Source organism: Photobacterium sp. DNB23_23_1 (genome assembly GCF_052873815.1).
Genome location: NZ_JBNNXT010000032.1, coordinates 18,334 through 33,779, shown reverse-complemented (window position 1 = coordinate 33,779; position 15,446 = coordinate 18,334). Strand labels below are relative to the sequence as shown.

Genomic DNA, 15,446 nt, shown 5'->3' with positions numbered 1-15,446 from the left:
TTTATGACAAAAACCCTCGATAATTTTTCATGACAGTCTACCTTTGATATGTGGGTAACATATTGAGGGTTGTTTTGTGATAGAAAAGCATGATGAAAACGATGTTTATGATGACTACCGATTGCTCTCCATAGAGGTAGATACATTAGCTAAACTGAGAATCTCAGAGATCATCGATAGTGACTCTGGAGAAGTGACCCACTCACCCTACCTTTCCCCATCCAGCTTACAGTCTCGCCTAAAGAAGACCGATATTATCCTTGCACCAGATGGGCGTGTTGTTTATCCACAATCTCTTTACCTCGTGTCAAAACTCAGCGGTGAAGGAAAAATTAAAGAAACCAAATCAATAGCCAAAGGCTTATTGGCCTTTACTCGATATTTAGACTCCACCCACAAATCTCAAGTTGATGATGATGGGAAGCCGATACCACCTCAGTACCTAACCTATAAAACACTGACGAAGCATGAAGAAGAAGGCGCACCTTGGCAATTTGCACAGCACCTTTTGGCAAACTGTCGATCTCGGAAGGAGGCAACTGGGGACGAAGCATACTCGCTTAACACAGCAAGAAGCTATATGGGTGCTGTTATTGGGTTTTATAAGTGGATGCAGAAACACGGTTACCTCAAAAATGATGATGAACATGTCCTGACACACTTCTCCAAGTTTGAGGCTTACCTAGATGGCACCAACCAGCATGACATGCTTGCTCATACTAAGTCTGGTACAACGCGAGTCTATGAGATATCAAACATCATGAAGGAGTTCCCCAAAGTCGATAAAACGCCTGCTCATCAAAAATTGAAGCCTATGTCGTTAGATCATAAAGAACTGTTCTCCCAGCACATTGATACGTTGCCAAAAGCTGCTTCCCTGATACTGATACTATGTGAAGAGGCAGGGCTTAGGATTGATGAAGCCACCCACCTCCCTGCTCACGATATTGGTGGTAAGGACTTTAGTGGATTAGACGTCGTGCCATTGACCATTACACGTACCAAGGGCAGTAAGGAGCGCACGATTGAAATCCCTATCGCACTGTATGAGGAATTAGAGCAATACAAAGAATGTAGCCAGCGACAAAAGAACCTGACTCGACGAAATGAGTTGATTAGGTCCAAAGAAGAACAGGACACTACTGACTACCTTTTTCTTTCCAATAAAGGACGGCCATACACAGTAAAAACTCTAGAGGCACATTTTAGTGAACTGCGACAGCGTATCCGGGCAATAGAGCCTGACTGGTACTACCGAATCCATGACCTGCGATCAACTTATGCCACGCATTGGCTTTGGTGTGAGTCTAGGGAGCGGCAGGTTGCCTATGAGTACCTAATGGACGAATTAGCCTCGCTAATGGGACATGAAAGCACCGCAACGACGGAAAAGTACATTAAGTTCATGAATAAGTTTGATGAGCAGTTACGGGTTGCAGAGAGCAAAAATAACAAGATCAACAAAGGACTGTAGTATGCCCAAAAGCCCACTCGCGAAGAACTCAAAGACGGTTAAGCACGTCAGAAACAGTAAGAATGTGGTTCCGTTGCACCTTACCATCCCCTATAAGGCCGCCAGAAGCAGGAAGGTAACCGAGTTTGATATATCACACCTGTTACACCTTGGTACAGATAGCAATGATGTCAAAATCGACAGCCGTATTCCTTTTTTAAGGAGCTTTTGTAAAAAAGCCAACCAGTATGTTGATAATGGCAGGAAGGCATCAACCGTCACGAATATCTACGAGGCATTAAAGCCCTTCATTGCCTTTTGTGACGCTGTAAACGTTGACCCCTTTTCTGAAGCTGGTTATTTAAAATACGCAGGGAATGATGGCGAACTGCGGCACCGCATAAAAATGTACAGCCCTTCAAAGAAGTTACGGGAGATGAGCCACGGTGATGAACTGGGCATCCAAGAGAGCACAGCAGCTCAAATAACTACAACGCTTCGCACCGCCCTTTCATGGTGTGGATTACCCGCTGACACATGGGCAACCCATCACCGAGGGTTCTCTGGCGAAAGTACACCAATCAAGGGTTACTCCGACGCTGAAGAAGAAGTGCTTGTTGCTCGGTTGAGTGAGTTATTTTTCATCCTAGCCCCACAGCTCATTGCGGCAAAAAAAGAAAACCTTAGCCTGCCTGATGAGTTGCCTGTCGTTGTGGACTTAGGTGGTTACCAAGAAGTCATTTCAATTAAAACGTCGCTCAAGACCCAAACCCATGGACCGAGTAAAACGGGCACATCGGTAAAGCCTGCCGCCGCGTTTAACATGGTGATGGGGGCGGCTTATCACCTTATGTGCTTTTTTACCTCATTAAACGATAGCGACGTACAGAGCATCGCTCATCCAATCACGATTCATACTGATGAGCGAGATAAAAGCTTAAAGGTGGTAAAGGTCACGAGCTTTAAGCCACGCGCAAATAAAGAAGTAGACGCGGTACTGATCAACCAGGGCTTCGATGTTGATAAACGGGACGGAGTGAAGTTTATTAAAACCCTTGAAACGCTTTCAGCTTTATATGGCGGTGGCGAAGAAGGGTCTGAGTTACTGTTCACGCTGAATAACCAAGGGGAGAAAAGTAGCTCGTTCGATTTGCGACAAGTAAACAAGCATCTAATGGTGGAGCTAAACCTACTATCACCCACTCGTGCACCTTGCCTGCCATGGTTTAAGGAGTTGTTTTACAGCTATCGAAACCACCGTGTTATCGAGCTAAAAACAGAAAAGAATACGCTAGGCCGAGTCTTAGTCAGTAAAATCTCTCGCCCGTGCGCAAAACTCATAGCCACAAAAGGCGCAAAGAATGCAGCCTACTGCATTTTATCGTGTTACACAGACTTACCACTCAAAGGCATCTTACTGCCGCTAACGTATTCGGATAAAGACGCTGAGGGCAACATCAGTGTGTCGTTCAAATACCGCAATGGCGAGAGCCACCACTTCTCTGTTCCTGCTGCTGACAAGGCGTTAATCGAAGATATAGAACACTTCGCCACAGAGTTAGCCGATAAACAAGACTCTAAAAACTATGAGCGTTTGCTGCTCAAGCGAAGTAACCATAGGCAAGCCCCTAAAGACTGGGACGGAATTAGCCCTATCAGCTCTCATCTAATGAATACATGGTCAATTGAACCCAACGAATACTTCATTTCACTGCAATCAAGCCGCTGGCGAGAAATGACCAGTAACCAAGTGTACTCCGTAAGTGGCGCTGGCGGCGTTCAAAGCCTGCTGCAAAATCTTCTCCAAACCGTTGATAAACACTATGCCAATGGTGACCCAAGACTCAACAAAATCATCATTTCACAAGCGCTACAAGTGATGGAGCTATTGGATGAAGACACGGGGTTAGAGCTGGCAAAAGAGATAGTTGCAGCCAAACTTGGCATCACAATGCTGACGCATGATGAATGGAAAAAGGTGCAAGAGGAAGAAAGGGCAAAAACCAACCCCAATGGCATTCATTGCAATGGACAACAAAACATTGCAGGTGGAAAAAACACCCAGCGTGAAACCAATAACGCTATGAAGCTACAGCTACCTTGTGCTGAATACGACATGTGCCATAAATGCCAATCAGCCAAAGCCGTCGATGAGCCTCAGCACATCTATAAACTTATCTCTTTCATAGATGTGCTGAGGGAGGCAGTAAACCTGTACCCTAACGCGCAAGAAGAAGTCCATGAAAGAATCGCTGCTTTTGAGTTTACCCTCGATGGCGCCAGCAAGGATGTGTACGACGGTGCAATGGCGTTATTTAACAAAAACGGGCGTCACCCTCGGGTATCGATGGATCACGCCATTTTAGCCCTACACCGTTAATTTGGAGTCTGCCATGATAAAGTTACCTATGTACAACCTTGGCCAACAAGATGCCCTCATAGACGCGCAAAATCATGTTGGAGGCTACACAAACTACCTGAAGGATGTGTTAGAGCCTGCCATTAAATCGGGAGAGTGGGATGAGCTTGAATTGCTAGATATTAGCTTTAGCGTCACTGGTGAGTCGCTAGGTAAAATTGGGGACAACAACGCTTGGCGTCAGCTCCAACCCTTCTTTGAACCTAATGCGACCAAACCAAGTACTCTAGACTTCTTTCTTGACGGAAAGGTGATGGAGCGCAACCTAACAAACCAGTTGCGGGCGCTAGCATTGAGTATGATGTGGCTTTCGCCCAAAGATTATTCTTTTGAGAGCATTGTGCAGGCTATCACTGGGTTAAAGAAAGTCGCCTCTGCGCTACTGAATGAAGGCCATAATAGCTTTGAGTTATTAAGTTTTGAGCTGTTAGAGACTTGGATATTAGGTGATGTTACCGATTTGGACTTCGAACGAAAACTCACCTATATACCACTCAACAAACTGTACATTGAAGCCAAGAGGCTACCCTTTAACGTTAGTCTGACCAAAACGTTATCTGCCTCGGATTTTGGTTTAGCCTATAAAGAGCATGAGCAGAACACGGTTATCCCGCAGCGGCTGTACTATTTGGGACTTCAACAATCAGAAGCATTAGTGAACGAGCTATACCCCATTCGTGATGAGCTTGGCAAGCTTTCAGATTACATTGCTGACTACCATGACAAAGCCTACCAAGGGTATGCTAAATACCTTGTTAGCGATGAGGCAAAGCTCAAAAATGGCAGGCTCAGGTGGAATTTAGCTTCTACAAGTAAAGGAGAGAGGGAAAAGAAAATAGCCTTTCAAGCTGCTTTTCTAGCACTCAATCACCCGACACAAGAGTCGGTGCTTGAACTGCTCAACAAGCACAAACCTACCTTTCAATCTGATTACTTTGACAAACTCCACCCAGAGCGGTGGTTGAAAGTTGGCAACAGGGTTGTAAGCAGGCTTAAAGAGGCACAATCATTATTTAAACAACTCAATGGTGGTTGCCTCTGGGCGTTAATGTCCCGCTCAGGTATGCGCTCTGATGAAACCTTTCACCTACATACCGCAAATGGGTTCACAACAGAAACCATATCAGGGCAAACCATTCACGTTATTCATGCAGACCTATCAAAAACCACCAAAGGCTCTCAGTCAAAACAGGATGAGTTTGTCACCACTGAGGTAGGGAAAAAGGCTTACGAAATACTGCAAGCGCTACATTCGCCACTAAGAAAACGTCACCCTAATAGCCAAGCATTCTTCCACAAGATAAAAGAGGGCTGTAGTGCTATCAAAAAAAGGCCCCTATCTAAACATCTTGTTAGTTGGTTTAATAATGCATTGGGTGAAAAGCTCGCGCTAACCAATGACGATGTCATCGATTTGAAAGTTTCCGACCCCAACCTTTCGTTTAGTGTGGGGGATGACTATGCATTTACAGGGCATCAGCTCCGGCGCTCGTTTGCCTACTACCTGATCGGCTTCGAGCTTTGTGCGTTCCCCCAACTCAAGCAGCAGTTCAGCCATGTATCGATGGCGATGACACGCCACTACGCTAAGAACGCCAGTAAATTCCAGAAAATCAGAAAGAAAAAACAAAACTTGGCTCACGCCATTGATGAGGAAAGGATTGACCAACAAGCACAAGTCTACCTAAGCATCTATAAGAAATTGGCGAACAAAGAACGTGTGGCTGGCGGCAAGGGCAAAGAGTTTGCCAAAAACATGATGAAGGCTGAGCGTAACCTGTTTAAAGATAAAGTCGATCACGACATGCTCTCGCTCAACTACTGGAAAAAGCAAATCCGAGATCAAAAGCGCCACATTCACGCCGTCGCCCCCGGAGTTTACTGCACTTCAACAGGTTGTAGCCTACGTACACAAGTCAACCTATTAGAGTGTGTGGACTGTAAGAACGACTATATTGTCGATGCTGTTTTTGCCGAAGCGAAGCGCAAGGAAGCTGAAATTCATATGTTATGGGACATTGAGCATGATGAATTAACGCCTCAAACAGCATCAGAAGTGTATATCAAAATCACGGCTGCTGAACGCATTATGAAAGACTTAGATATCAGCTATGACCCCGTTGTAATACCTCAAGAAGTTCAAGACCTGCTGATACCCTGCGGAGTGACTGCGTCATGACACAAGCAACTAAGAATAGGCTTATCAATGCCCTAGAGCGGCTGTTGGAAGGCAGTCCAGAAAACCGAGAGTTAAGGAAGAAAGCCCGAGAAGGTAAGCTAAAAATCAACAACATTAGCGTCGAGAAAGAAGCGGGGCTTTCTGTTGGGGCATTGCGCAGGCATAAAGATGTTCAGGATATGGTGAAGAATAAGTCACTGGAGTTTCGTGTAGCACAAGATGATTTAAGCCAGTCACCTATTGATGTTTTACAGGCGGAAGTGAAACAGCTAAAAGTCGACAAGACCCAAGCAAATAAGAAAAAAAAGGAGTACCTCAACCTCGCTAGAAGTCATGAAGAGGCTCTAGCCAAACAAGCAGCAAGCCATATAAAAATGGTTCAGGAACTCATGGAGATGCTGCACGAAAGTCAGCGAGAGAAGGCGATGGACAAAGTCGTCAAAGCAAGACCAGATAACCTTATCAAGGGAGATTTTAGGTAAGAGCGTCCTGTTTAGTGTAATCACTAGACAGGACACTGAATTTTCGATAAAAGTGTACACTCTAACGTAATAAAAATGCTCTAAAAAGGACGTAGCGAAGAACGCTACGCCAAATACAATTAATTGAGAAAGTAAGGACAAAACCAATGGCAATCGAAGCCGGACAAACTGCACCAGATTTCACTCTGAATGACCAAGACAATAACCCTGTGACGCTCTCTGAGCTTCAAGGTAAGAAGGTACTGCTCTACTTCTACCCACGCGCTTCAACTCCTGGCTGTACCGTTCAGGCTCAAGGACTGCGTGACACGAAAGCTGAACTAGATGCCCACAACGTTGTTGTGCTTGGTTTAAGCCCAGACACCCCGAAAAAGCTGACCAACTTTATCAACAAGCAAGAGCTAAACTTCACTCTACTAGCCGATGAAGAACACGAAGTGTGTGAGAAGTACGGTGTTTGGCAACTCAAGAAGTTCATGGGCCGTGAAAACATGGGCGTTGTAAGAACAAGCTTCCTGATTGACGAGTCAGGCAACCTTGAGCATGTGTTTAACAAGTTTAAGACCAAAGATCACCATGAAGTTGTATTGGACTACCTAAACAGCAAATAACCGTCCATGAGCAATTAACTCTTCAACATGGGGGCAGGCATGATTGGCTACATTCGAGTATCAGATTCACAAAGAGCCGATGGCGAATCGCAAAGAGAAGCTATCAAGGCGTATGCCGCTAAACGTGGAATACAAATATCGGATTGGATAGAAGAACATGTGTCTGCCACCAAGACAGAACTTAGTGAGCGGAAGTTATCTTCCCTCATTACCTCTCAACAAAGCATCATTGTATCGGATATCACTCGACTGGGTCGCCACAAGGTTATGGAGTTGGTCGGCGCTATCGGCCAAATAGCCTCATACGGTGAGCTGCACTTAGCATACAACGACACCATCATTAACTCTGAGAACGTTGATAATGCTGAAATCATTTTTACAGTTATTGGGCAGTCTTTTGCCAGCGCTGTAGAGGCTCAGAAACGCTCTGAACGAGCCAAAGCAGGTCACGCTAAACGAAGGGCCAAAGGGCTATCATCTGGCCGGCAGAAGGGACAGAAGGTTAAGTCCAGGCTTGATGAGCATACGGCATTTATATTGAACCTCCTCGACACCAAGACCTCCAAAGCTGAAATCCTAAGAAAACTAAACGAACGCGGTGTTTCGATTTCTAGAAGTAGATTTTACTCGTGGTTGGAAGCTAGGGGGCTGCATAACAAGAAAGCTGAGTTTCAGACTGATATGCTCTTTGAATAACCTAACTAACCTCCCTCACTTATCGCAGACTCGTTTTTGCCCCGAAGTGTGCCAGAAACGCATCTCTCAGGTATACTTTTGAATCACATGTATTTGTAAGGTTAGCCAGTATGGAAGAAGCGTTTTTGTCCGAGCATAGTGACATTCGAACACTAGCGCTTGAAGTGTTTGGTAGTGATTCATTGGTTGAAGAATGGTTTCAGACGCCCATTCCAGCACTGTCAGGGCGTAAACCAAGCGACTTGCTCGAAGATGTAAATGGGCATGAACAAGTAAGACAACTACTATACAAACTCAAATACGGAGACTTCAGCTAGAAAGTTATCCTCCTTAAACTCATTCCCGTAGATAGCACAGTTATGCCCCAAAGTTTGTTAGTCTTGCTTGAACCTTTATCACACTCGAACGTAATTTGACTTACATTTTTTATGTCATCACAGTTACTTTAGTACTATGAGAACAGCACTAATTTCGTATTGGATTAGAAAGCTGGGAATTGGTCACAATTAAAGAGCACCACCGCACTAGGCGATGGTGCCTTCAGTGGTTCAACGGTAGAAGGTTGGGGTAGGAACCGTCATGCTACAGGTAAAGCTGCTACACGCCGTATTGAGGTAATTAGCCCATAAGTTCAAGTTAGCCGCTGCCTTTTGGCTGCCACTTCTCGCCCCTTGACGAAGCCAATCCACCCATCTATCCCCGTTTCTATCGACATATTGACGGATGTCACGGGAAGCACCATTGTAACCAAAGCTATTGTGTTTGATCTCATAGACCATGGCCGCTGCATCATTATAAGAATCAGCATCTCCTTGTCTTCCCGCCTTCTGGTAGTGATCGACGGCTGATGAGAACTGCCCGCGTTTTTCATACAAGATGGCAAGGTTTCGGCTTGCGATCGAGTTGCCATCTTTCGATGCCTTCTTAAACAATGCTTCCGCTTTGTTAACATTCTTGGACACGCCCCTTCCATGATAATATTGTATACCAAGGTCGATCTGGGCCCCGCTATCACTACCACTTAGGATAGTGTCATAACTAATTTCTTGGTGGTGTTCAGCGAGGAACGCCTTCGCGGGTTGGTGGCCAAGCCCTGCGGCTTTTTTGATGTGCTTCACGCCACCAGCCGGGGAGTAGTTATTACTTGCTCTAACAGTATGCTTACCATACTCATACAATGCCGCAGGATCATTTGCCTGAATTTTGGGGCGCAACTTGATGTATAGTGCGTTCTCCCTAAGATACTCCGCCGCCTTTCTGTGGTCATTGGCTGCCGCTTTCTCCAACCACTCAACTCCTTCTGGGTATGTTGCCCCCCTTCCTTTAACCAAGTTCATACCGAGCTGGTACTGGGCATCGGCATAGTCGTTCTCTGCGGATTTTGTTAACCATTTATTCGCAAGGAAACCTTCAGAGCGCCGGGTAATATTGTAAAGTTCATATTGTGAGCCTGCATCGCCTGCTTCAGCCGATTTGGTTAATATCTTGAAGCCCTTGTCGCGTTTTCCTCCACGCGTATACAGATAAGTTCCATACGCCTGCATGTTAACATCCGCGCCGATGTCGATTGCATGGTCACAAGCTATTTCAGAAAGTTTGTCCCTAGAAGATAGATAACGCCTACACAATTCAGTGGCCATTGGCTTGTCGCCATTTAAGGCTTTTCCTTTTTGGCTCAGGTAGGTCTTATTCGCATCGAGCATACGCATCGCACGGGGGTACTCGGGGCCATACAGTGCGTTACCAATTTCTATCGCCTCTTGGTGTAGGGCCAAGTCGAATGTTTCCTTGAAAATATACTCGGCATACTCGATTTGCCCCATCGGATAGCCCGCATCGCTCGATTGTTTGAGCAACACGTGCTTCTGTTGTGGGTTTCGTTCTTGCCTGTATTGCTCATAGAGCACTTCGCCCTCGGACTTCATGAGCGACGAGCAACCTGACAGGACAAACAAGACCATTGCTCCTGCGGCTGTAATTAAATACTTCATTATTATTAATTTCCCTTTACTTGTTTTATTCGAAGCAGTAGTGGCATTTTGCCAACTGATTTAACTATTTAATAAGAGCTACGCCCCGTGTGCATTGTATAGAAAGCCAGACAGTAACAGCAACCAGTGACATATGAGCGTGATCATGAAAATAATGGAATAACGCATGAAAACACACAAAGCGAAGCGGTAAAAAGCCTTTATATAGCAATAACTTGCGAGTATTTGGTCGACATTTGTCTTTTCTCATACTGGGCCAATTACGCTTAGAACCTTTGCTTTGGTCTAAGCACGACTTTCGTAATGGGCATTATTTGCATCAGAAGTGAGTACCTAGTTTGGTAAACATGAGTTGTTAGTTTTTTTGGGAGGCTGTACATTGGCAGTTTAACTTTCAAAACAATGCATTGAGAAATTGGGCATGATGTATTCACCCTAACTCCTTGATTAAAGGTGTTAGATGGCTCTAACAAAGTCATACCATTTACTCTTGATGAAGCTTAACTTCAATTAAAGTCTTCAACAGTTGCCTCATATAGATATGGGTCAACCTGCTGCATGAATAGCCTCCGACTTGCTAGACATGCTTGAATTGGATATTTACCTAAGATCAGATTATCCAAAGTTGCTGACTTAGAGCCTCAACTCTAACGCGAAAATGTCCAAAAATGAGTTACAGGTTCAGTCATACTTGTGTGATCACCAAGCGATTCTGTCATATATACTAGTGGCATCAAGTCATACATTACCTAAGGTTTTTATGACAGGTTTTCACTTGGAAAGTCGGCAAATAGAGCCAAATTGACAAAAAATTATGACAACTGCTATATTTGTAGTTGAACAAGAGAAAATATTAATCTAACCCACTATTAAAGAAAGACTTTTCTGAAAATAGTCAAGATTTTCTTCATAATTTTTTTCCAAGGGTGGAGTTCTATGGGAAAAGTATACGACGGCCTGCACCGTATTAGCTTCCTGATAGATGAAAATGGTGTGATTGAACATGTCTTCAATAAGTTCAAGACCAAGAATCACCATGAAGTAGTGCTTGCTTACCTCAAGGAAAACACAATAGATTTTCAAATATGAAAAAAGCCGCAAACGCGGCTTTTTCCTATATTGCATCTGTTTTATTCAGGCACCCACTACTCTTCGATCTGCTCTTGCGACTGCAACTCCGTAGAGGGGAGGGCATTCCATACCGCCTTGACCAGCGTCGCCAACGGGATGGCGAAAAAGACCCCCCAAAAGCCCCACAAACCACCAAATACCAACACCGACACGATAATTGCCACTGGGTGAAGGTTGACCGCTTCCGAGAACAAGATCGGCACCAATACGTTACCATCTAGGGCCTGAATAATACCGTAGGCAACCAGCAGCCACCAAAACTCTGGGCTGATCCCCCACTGGAACAAACCTACCATCGCCACCGGTAAAGTAACCGCTGCCGCCCCAATATATGGGATCAGTACCGAGAACCCCACCAATACACCAAGCAAAACCGCATAGCGCAGATCCATGACCGCAAAGGTGACATAACTGACAATACCGACAATGAAGATTTCGGTTACCTTGCCACGAATATAGTTGGAGATCTGTTGGTTCATTTCCGCCCCCACCTTGCTGGTCAGACGACGGTTCTTCGGTAGCAGCCCACTGAGCATCTCCATCATCTCTTCCTTGTCTTTAAGCAGGAAGAATACCAAAAGAGGGACCAAGATCAGGTAAACGGCCAAGGTGGCTAAACTTACCAAAGAAGCCAGTGAACCTTTCACCACACTCTCACCCATACCCAGCACTTTTTCGCGCAAGGTGATCATGAATGTGGACACTTGGTGTGGCTGAACAAAGTCTGGGTAGCGCTCAGGCAAGCTGGAGACATATTCCTGCAGGCCATTGAACATATTAGGTACATCAGCAATCAAATTGCCGACCTGATGCCAAATTGTCGGCACCAGACCAAAGACTGCCATGACCATCAAACCGGCAAAGATAAATAACACGCCCATGACTGCCAGCATTCTAGGCAGCCCCAGCCGGGTCAGTTGCATTACTGGCCACTCCAGCAGGTATGCGAGAACAATTGCCACCAGCAATGGCGCAATCAGGTTGCCGAAGAAGTATATGGTCAGGAAGCCACCCAGTAGAATAGCAATCAAGCTCACGGCATGGGGGTCGGAAAAGCGTCGCTGATACCAGCGAGTCAGCATGTCCAGCATAAAATGTTTACTGCCTTTTGGTCACAATAATTTCAAGTACCTGTTGGTTGTCCAACCGTACATCAATAAGAAAGCCATGGTTTGAGAGGTAGCGGGGGATATCCTGCCTTGCCCCAGTGTCAGTGATATGAACTTCAAGCTTGTCGCCAACTTCCAACGCATGCACCGCCCTTTTGGCAATAAGCAGAGCCATTGGGCAGCGTTCCGTCGTCAAATTAAGCAATGCAGGTTCCATTCCGATATACTGACAATTATCATCCATCGGGTTATTGTAAAGGTTATTAGAGTGACAAAAAAGAAACCTGTCAAAGGTTTCGCTGTCAGACCTTGGTGAAACACAGCATTATTCAGGACAGATTTAGCCTCGCAGTAGTGCGAATGCAGGAACACGCAACAGAGGGCGGTATTAATTATTACTATGTTTCGATTTGCTAAGGCGCCAGCCTATCTTCTCATCAGTGCATTACTCGGCACTAGCATTGCAGCTCCGGCCAATGACCTAAGCAGTCTACCTGATATAGGGACCGCAGCAGCATCGACGCTCAGCATTGAAAAAGAAATGGAGTACGGTGATGCCTACATGCGGATGATCAGGGCCAGTATGCCAGTGATCAGCGATCCGCTGCTGTCTGAATATATCAGTGATCTCGGCCACCGCCTGGTTGCCAATGCCAACGACGTCCGTACCCCGTTCAGCTTCTTCATGATCCAGAACCGGGATATCAACGCCTTCGCCTTTTTCGGTGGCCATGTTGCTATCCATTCAGGACTGTTTCTCCATGCTAAAACCGAAAGTGAACTAGCCTCGGTCGTTGCCCACGAAATCGCCCACGTCACCCAACGCCACCTAGCAAGAAGCATGGAAGACCAAGCCAGGAAATCGCCGGCCACACTGGCGGCTCTTATCGGCTCGATGATGCTGGCGATAGCCTCACCAGAAGCAGGGATCGCGGCGATTCATGCCACCACCGCCGCCTCAGCCCAGGGCCAAATCAACTATACCCGTAGCAACGAAAAAGAAGCTGACCGTATCGGTATTGCCACCTTGTCAAAATCTGGCTTCGATGTGCAAGCGATGCCGCGCTTCTTTGGCCGCCTCGCCGATCAATACCGCTATGTCAGCACACCGCCGCCGATGCTGCTGACTCACCCCTTGCCTGAATCGCGTATCACCGACAGCCGCAGCCGAGCCAACCAGTTCCCGGCTAGCAGTGTGCAGACGTCAAAGCGCTACCAGCTTGCCCGCGCCCGCATTGTTGCCCGCTACGCCGGTATCGATAACAAAGCGGCACTGGATTGGTTTGAGCGCCAAATGAAAAACAGTAATGGCACAATGAAAGATGCGCTCAATTACGGCAAGGCACTGGTGTATATTGATTCCGAAAAGTATGACCAAGCCCATGCCTTGCTTGACCCATTGTTGGCCAAAGAGCCCAACAACCGCTTCTACATCGATTCGGCCACGGATCTCGACCTGCACCAAAAACAATATGATCGTGCAATTGCACGCCTGGAAAGCGCGCAAAAAGCCAACCCAAACAACAAGGTACTGCGTTTGAATCTAGCGAATGCCCTGCAGGAAGCGAACCGTAACAGTGACAGTATCCCGATCCTGACTCGCTATACCTATGACAACCCGAACGATCCGAACGGCTGGCACTTACTGGCTCAGGCCCAAGCCGCCAATGGTCGCCGTGATGCGGAACTAGCCGCCAGAGCAGAGTTGATGGCCTTGCGCGGTGCGTGGGAAAAAGCGATTCAAATGTATATCCAAGCAAGCCAAATTGTCGAGGTCAACTCACTGGATCAGGCTCGCTATGATGCCCGCATAGATCAACTTCGTCTTGCCAGACAACGCTTTGCCAATCTCTGATCGAGCTAGCAAGAACCGAGGTTATAGCATTCCTTCTTGATGACAGGTGTTCTACAATGGGGCAACATCATTAAAACAATTAGTAACCGGCGTGGACACCTCGCCGGTTACATTTAAGAAGGAAGTAACATGTCTGTCACCATCTACCATAACCCTCGTTGCTCGAAAAGCCGCCAGACCCTCGCTCTATTGGAAGAGAAAGGGATCAACCCAACTGTTGTCAAATACCTTGACGACACCCCTTCAGCCGAACAGATCCAAGTCTTGCTGAGCCAGCTTGGTTATACCACTGCTCGTGACATGATGCGTACTAAAGAAGCGCTATACAAGGAGTTGGATCTGGGTGGTGCTGAGGTTACCGAACAGCAACTGATCAACGCAATGGCAGCCAATCCGAAGCTGATCGAACGTCCAATCGTCGTCAATGGCGAACGTGCTGCAATGGGCCGCCCGCCCGAGAAAGTGCTAGACATCCTGTGATCAGGATACCTGTCCATGCATAGCATTCTCGTTCTGTATTACAGCCGCCATGGCTCAACACGTCAGCTCGCCCGGCAAATTGCCCGTGGCATTGAACAGGTCGTCGGCTGCGAAGCGGTATTACGTACTGTCGCCGAACTCGGTATTGATGGCCAGCTAAAACCTGAAACATTCGGTGACCCATTGGTTACCAAAGCTGATATCCAGCAGTGCGCAGGGCTAGCCCTAGGCAGCCCGGTAAGGTTTGGTAACATGGCCGCGCCACTTAAGCACTTTATTGATTCAACCAGTGCTGAATGGCTAAGTGGTAGTCTGATAGGAAAACCGGCCTGTGTCTTTACTGCTTCGTCATCCATGCATGGTGGTCAGGAAACCACCTTGCAATCAATGATGCTGCCGCTGCTGCACCACGGAATGCTGATTGTCGGGTTACCGTATTCAGAGCCTGCACTGCATACCACCAGTACAGGAGGGACCCCTTACGGCCCTTCCCACCTCAACCATGAACAATGCCGTCAACTAAGCGCTGAAGAATGCGAACTGGCACAAGCTTGTGGCAAGCGGCTGGCAGAGGTTGCCTGCAAATTACAAGGATAGCGCTATGACTGTCATGCAGAAAAAAACGCGCTTGTTGCGCTACTTTGCCATATCGGCCAATCTTGGCCTATTGGCCTGGGTGGTACTGTGGCAAGCAAGCCTATCGCCGCACCCACATATTAACCCCATGGCAATGGCTGTGGTCTGGGTCATACCGCTACTGCTTCCACTCAAAGGCATTTTGGCCGGTAAACCTTATACCCACGCCTGGGCCAACTTCATCCTGATGTTCTACTTCCTCCACGCCCTGACCATTCTGTGGATCGACGATGGTGAACGCTGGCTGGCATTGATTGAGCTGATACTGACAACGAGTGCCTTTATAGCCAATATTTTATTTACCCGCTACCGCGGCAGGGAGTTGGGACTGAAGCTGAAAAAGCTCTCTCAGGTAGAGAAAGAAGAAAAAGCCCAGCATGAAGGGCAATAACGGCTAGGACGTA

14 protein-coding genes and 1 pseudogene are annotated in these 15,446 nt (G+C 46.7%); 12 read left to right on the top strand and 3 right to left on the bottom strand.

Annotated features, from left to right (window positions below):
* Positions 1-76 precede the first annotated feature (76 nt).
* The 7 genes from ACVA53_RS17960 to ACVA53_RS17930 all read left to right on the top strand — a co-directional run bounded on the left by ACVA53_RS17960 (position 77) and on the right by ACVA53_RS17930 (position 8,157).
* Positions 77-1,474, top strand: coding sequence for a tyrosine-type recombinase/integrase (locus tag ACVA53_RS17960; protein WP_446505847.1), 1,398 nt, complete (start codon positions 77-79; stop codon positions 1,472-1,474).
* A 1-nt stretch (position 1,475) separates the two neighbouring features.
* Positions 1,476-3,833 carry a hypothetical protein gene (locus ACVA53_RS17955; protein ID WP_446505846.1) on the top strand — a complete coding sequence of 786 codons (2,358 nt, stop codon included), beginning with the start codon at positions 1,476-1,478 and terminating at the stop codon, positions 3,831-3,833.
* 13 nt (positions 3,834-3,846) lie between these two features.
* The gene (locus ACVA53_RS17950) at positions 3,847-6,051 is read left to right on the top strand and encodes a site-specific integrase (protein WP_446505845.1); all 2,205 of its coding nucleotides are present in this window, start codon (positions 3,847-3,849) and stop codon (positions 6,049-6,051) included.
* Positions 6,048-6,533, top strand: coding sequence for a bacterioferritin comigratory protein (locus tag ACVA53_RS17945; RefSeq protein WP_446505844.1), 486 nt, complete (start codon positions 6,048-6,050; stop codon positions 6,531-6,533). Before ACVA53_RS17950 ends, ACVA53_RS17945 begins: the two co-directional genes overlap by 4 nt.
* A 146-nt stretch (positions 6,534-6,679) precedes the next feature.
* Complete coding sequence (bcp, locus tag ACVA53_RS17940) at positions 6,680-7,144, top strand: thioredoxin-dependent thiol peroxidase (protein ID WP_016792134.1); 465 nt, start codon at positions 6,680-6,682, stop codon at positions 7,142-7,144.
* 39 nt (positions 7,145-7,183) lie between these two features.
* Positions 7,184-7,840 (top strand): recombinase family protein, encoded by a 657-nt coding sequence (locus tag ACVA53_RS17935; RefSeq protein ID WP_446505843.1) that lies wholly within the window; start codon positions 7,184-7,186, stop codon positions 7,838-7,840.
* 110 nt (positions 7,841-7,950) lie between these two features.
* Positions 7,951-8,157, top strand: coding sequence for an antitoxin Xre/MbcA/ParS toxin-binding domain-containing protein (locus ACVA53_RS17930; protein WP_446505842.1), 207 nt, complete (start codon positions 7,951-7,953; stop codon positions 8,155-8,157).
* Between the two features lie 231 nt (positions 8,158-8,388).
* Here the strand turns inward: ACVA53_RS17930 and ACVA53_RS17925 are convergent, their stop codons facing one another.
* Complete coding sequence (locus ACVA53_RS17925; RefSeq protein WP_446505841.1) at positions 8,389-9,831, bottom strand: tetratricopeptide repeat protein; 1,443 nt, start codon at positions 9,829-9,831, stop codon at positions 8,389-8,391.
* Positions 9,832-10,767: 936 nt separating this feature from the next.
* On the opposite strand from ACVA53_RS17925, the pseudogene ACVA53_RS17920 reads away from it, so the two are divergent.
* Positions 10,768-10,920: pseudogene (locus ACVA53_RS17920) on the top strand (hypothetical protein); the annotation flags it as partial.
* A gap of 56 nt (positions 10,921-10,976) precedes the next feature.
* Here ACVA53_RS17920 and ACVA53_RS17915 read toward each other — a convergent pair.
* Positions 10,977-12,053, bottom strand: a complete 1,077-nt coding sequence (locus ACVA53_RS17915; RefSeq protein ID WP_255043499.1) for an AI-2E family transporter — start codon at positions 12,051-12,053, stop codon at positions 10,977-10,979.
* 7 nt (positions 12,054-12,060) lie between these two features.
* On the bottom strand, positions 12,061-12,288 hold the full coding sequence (locus tag ACVA53_RS17910; protein ID WP_255043498.1) for a sulfurtransferase TusA family protein: 228 nt from the start codon (positions 12,286-12,288) through the stop codon (positions 12,061-12,063).
* 183 nt (positions 12,289-12,471) lie between these two features.
* Here ACVA53_RS17910 and bepA point away from each other — a divergent pair, with 183 nt between their 5' ends.
* From bepA to ACVA53_RS17890, 4 genes are all read left to right on the top strand, one after another.
* Positions 12,472-13,926, top strand: coding sequence for a beta-barrel assembly-enhancing protease (gene bepA / locus ACVA53_RS17905; protein WP_255043497.1), 1,455 nt, complete (start codon positions 12,472-12,474; stop codon positions 13,924-13,926).
* Between the two features lie 129 nt (positions 13,927-14,055).
* Positions 14,056-14,406 carry an arsenate reductase (glutaredoxin) gene (arsC, locus tag ACVA53_RS17900; RefSeq protein ID WP_255043496.1) on the top strand — a complete coding sequence of 117 codons (351 nt, stop codon included), beginning with the start codon at positions 14,056-14,058 and terminating at the stop codon, positions 14,404-14,406.
* A 15-nt stretch (positions 14,407-14,421) separates the two neighbouring features.
* Positions 14,422-15,003 (top strand): NAD(P)H:quinone oxidoreductase, encoded by a 582-nt coding sequence (gene wrbA, locus ACVA53_RS17895; protein WP_255043495.1) that lies wholly within the window; start codon positions 14,422-14,424, stop codon positions 15,001-15,003.
* Positions 15,004-15,007: 4 nt separating this feature from the next.
* Entirely contained in the window at positions 15,008-15,433 is a 426-nt protein-coding gene (locus tag ACVA53_RS17890) for a DUF2069 domain-containing protein (protein WP_373689571.1), read from the top strand.
* Positions 15,434-15,446 lie beyond the last annotated feature (13 nt).

Coding starts and splice junctions, on each gene's coding strand:
- ACVA53_RS17955 (WP_446505846.1), top strand. CDS start 1,476: ATGCCCAAAAGCCCACTCGCGAAGAACTCAAAGACGGTTAAGCACGTC.
- ACVA53_RS17950 (WP_446505845.1), top strand. CDS start 3,847: ATGATAAAGTTACCTATGTACAACCTTGGCCAACAAGATGCCCTCATA.
- ACVA53_RS17945 (WP_446505844.1), top strand. CDS start 6,048: ATGACACAAGCAACTAAGAATAGGCTTATCAATGCCCTAGAGCGGCTG.
- bcp (WP_016792134.1), top strand. CDS start 6,680: ATGGCAATCGAAGCCGGACAAACTGCACCAGATTTCACTCTGAATGAC.
- ACVA53_RS17935 (WP_446505843.1), top strand. CDS start 7,184: ATGATTGGCTACATTCGAGTATCAGATTCACAAAGAGCCGATGGCGAA.
- ACVA53_RS17930 (WP_446505842.1), top strand. CDS start 7,951: ATGGAAGAAGCGTTTTTGTCCGAGCATAGTGACATTCGAACACTAGCG.
- ACVA53_RS17925 (WP_446505841.1), bottom strand. CDS start 9,831: ATGAAGTATTTAATTACAGCCGCAGGAGCAATGGTCTTGTTTGTCCTG.
- ACVA53_RS17915 (WP_255043499.1), bottom strand. CDS start 12,053: ATGCTGGACATGCTGACTCGCTGGTATCAGCGACGCTTTTCCGACCCC.
- ACVA53_RS17910 (WP_255043498.1), bottom strand. CDS start 12,288: ATGGAACCTGCATTGCTTAATTTGACGACGGAACGCTGCCCAATGGCT.
- bepA (WP_255043497.1), top strand. CDS start 12,472: ATGTTTCGATTTGCTAAGGCGCCAGCCTATCTTCTCATCAGTGCATTA.
- arsC (WP_255043496.1), top strand. CDS start 14,056: ATGTCTGTCACCATCTACCATAACCCTCGTTGCTCGAAAAGCCGCCAG.
- wrbA (WP_255043495.1), top strand. CDS start 14,422: ATGCATAGCATTCTCGTTCTGTATTACAGCCGCCATGGCTCAACACGT.
- ACVA53_RS17890 (WP_373689571.1), top strand. CDS start 15,008: ATGACTGTCATGCAGAAAAAAACGCGCTTGTTGCGCTACTTTGCCATA.